This is a genomic window from Actinoplanes sp. NPDC051633 (assembly GCF_040681735.1).
GTDB lineage: Bacteria > Actinomycetota > Actinomycetes > Mycobacteriales > Micromonosporaceae > Actinoplanes.
The window spans coordinates 1-2,395 of sequence record NZ_JBFAZH010001170.1 but is presented as its reverse complement, the minus strand read 5'-3'; the positions used below and the strand labels follow the sequence as shown (position 1 = coordinate 2,395).

The 2,395-nt window shown below is 73.9% G+C and carries 1 protein-coding gene and 1 pseudogene; one reads left to right on the top strand and one right to left on the bottom strand.

Going from position 1 to position 2,395, the window contains the following annotated elements:
* A pseudogene (locus tag AB0M20_RS38540) lies at window positions 1-885 on the top strand (hypothetical protein); the annotation flags it as partial.
* 55 nt (window positions 886-940) lie between these two features.
* Here AB0M20_RS38540 and AB0M20_RS38535 read toward each other — a convergent pair.
* Entirely contained in the window at window positions 941-2,119 is a 1,179-nt protein-coding gene (locus AB0M20_RS38535; RefSeq protein ID WP_364305876.1) for a glycosyltransferase family 4 protein, read from the bottom strand.
* Window positions 2,120-2,395: the final 276 nt, after the last annotated feature.

Sequence of the window (2,395 nt, the reverse complement as noted above, 5' to 3'; positions counted from 1 at the left end):
GGCCCGGCCGCGCCCGCGCTGGGATGGCTGGTCGGCCATGTGCCGGGCGCCGGGCTGCTGCGCGACGGGCAGAAGTTCCTCATCCCGTACGCGCTGACGCTCGCGCTGGGCTTCGCCCTCGGCGTCGAGCGGCTCGCCGACCGGCTGGCGCGCTTCGGGCCGTCGCCCGGCCACCTGCTGCTGGCCGGCGCCGTGCTGCTGCCGGTCGTCACGATGCCCGACCTCGCCTTCGGCGGCGCGGGCGCCCTGCGGCCGGTGAGGTACCCGGCGGACTGGGACGCGGTGGCCGTGCGCGTGGCGGCGGCCCCGGGCGAGGTCCTGTCGCTGCCGTTCGAGGGCTACCAGCGGTACGCGTGGACACGCGACGTCGTGGTCCGCGACCCGGCGCCGCGCTACCTGGACGCGCCGGTGCTGATGAACGACGCCCTGCGGGTCGGCACGGTGACGGTCGACGGGGAGAGCCCGCGTGCCGCCCGGGCCCGGCGGCACCTCGAGGCCGGACTCCCGGCGGCCGGCCTCGGTGTCCGCTGGGTGCTGGTCCGCCGCGGCTCGCTGGGCGATCCGCCGGCGAGCGTCCTCAGCGGACTCCGGCTCGCGTACGACGGCCCGGATCTGCGGCTTTGGGAGAACCCGGCGGCGGCCACGGCCGAACCGCCCGCCGCAGGTCGGCGCGCCCTCGCCCTGGCCGCTCACCTGCTCGCCGGGACAATCGTGATCTTCGCTGCCCTGTCACTGCTGCGCACACGGCGACGGCCGTGGTACCGTCCGCGCACCCCCGATCCTGAGGAGATAGACCAATGGCGAGGTTGGCCACGTTCATCGTCGGCGCCGCGGTCGGCGCCATCCTCGGCGTCGTCGGAGTCGTCGCGACGCTCGGCGCACTGAACCCGTCGGCCGACCACGTCGCCGAGGAGACCACCGTCGACCCGGCGACCGCGATCTACGGCACTCGCTGATCCGCCAGCGGCTGCGCCGCGGGCAGGTGCTCGTCGACCACCCGGGCGAAGTTCGCACCCGTCATCGCCCAGGTGAAGCGCTGGGAGTACGCGGCGGCCGCCGTACCCATCTCGGTGCGACGCCGGCCGTCCAGCACCAGCGACCGGATCGCCCGGAAGAACTCGAACTCGTCGTCGACCAGCACCCCGGTCTCGCCGTTGGACATCGCGTCGGCGACGCCGCCCGCGGAGCGGAAGGCGACCGAGGGCGTGCTGCGTGCGCCCGCCTCCACGATGGTCAGACCCCAGCCCTCTTTGAGCGAGGGCAGCAGCAACAGCCACGCACCGCAGAGCAGCTCGTGCTTGTGCGCCTCGGTGACGAACCCCGCGAACCGCACCCGGTCCTCGATGCCCAGGTCGGCGGCGAGCCGGCGCAGCGGCTCGTCCCACCAGCCCTGCCCGGCCACCACCAGCTCCAGCGTAGGCAGCTCGGTGGCCAGCAGCGCGGTCGCTCGCAGCGCGAGCTCGACGCGCTTGTGCGGGACCAGCCGGCCGAGCACGACCAGGCTCGGATGCGGGGTACGCGCCACCGCCGGCCCCACCACCTCGGGTGTCCCGTTGTGGACCACGGTGATCCGCTCGGGATCGACGCCCAGCTCCGCGAGCTCGCCGCGGGTCGACTCGGAGACCGTGATGTAGCGGCAGCGACGGTAGACCCGGACCGCCAGCCGCGACTCGATCCACCAGCCGACCCGGGCGACGCGCGGGCCGAAGACCACCGGCCACTGCTCCCGGTGCACATGGTGGACCAGCGCGATGACCGGCCGGCGGGCGTAGAGCCGGCTCAGGAACGGCATGCCGTTGCAGACGTCGACGATCAGGTCGGGACGGCCCAGACGGCGACCGGCGAGCGCGCCGAGACCGACGGCCCCGCTGAGGTAGAGCAGTGCCGCGAACAGGTATACCGTGTGCCGTCCGCCGCGCCGCACGATGCGTACGCCCTGCGGTGTCGTCTCCTCGGCCGGCGCGGTGCCGTGCGCCTGGCACAGCAGCGTGACGCGGTGACCACGGCCGGCCAGCTCGGCCGCCACCCGCTCGAGATAGACCTCCGAGCCACCTCCCTCGGGGTGCTTCGTATCGCGCCAGTTGAGGAAGAGGACGTGACCATTGCCGGCATCCGTCATGGTCTACTCGGCCACCCCTACTAGCGAGTACGATTCGCGATCGCGTCACACTAGGGCACCCATCGATGATCCGCAACGGTGACGCCACAAGGGAGGAACGGGTGGCCGATCAGCGGCTTCGCGCGCGACCGGAGTTCTGGCCGGTCACGCTGCTGAGCGTCGCGCTGGTGGCGGTGCTGGGCGGCTGGGGCGCCGCGGTGTACGCCGAGCGCACCCGCAACGCGCCGGCCTGCGCCGGGCGGACCGCTCTGCGGATAGCGGCGGCGCCGAGCATCG

Bases quoted from the DNA above. Each gene is read 5' to 3' on its own strand.
- AB0M20_RS38535 (WP_364305876.1), bottom strand. From the start codon at position 2,119: ATGACGGATGCCGGCAATGGTCACGTCCTCTTCCTCAACTGGCGCGAT.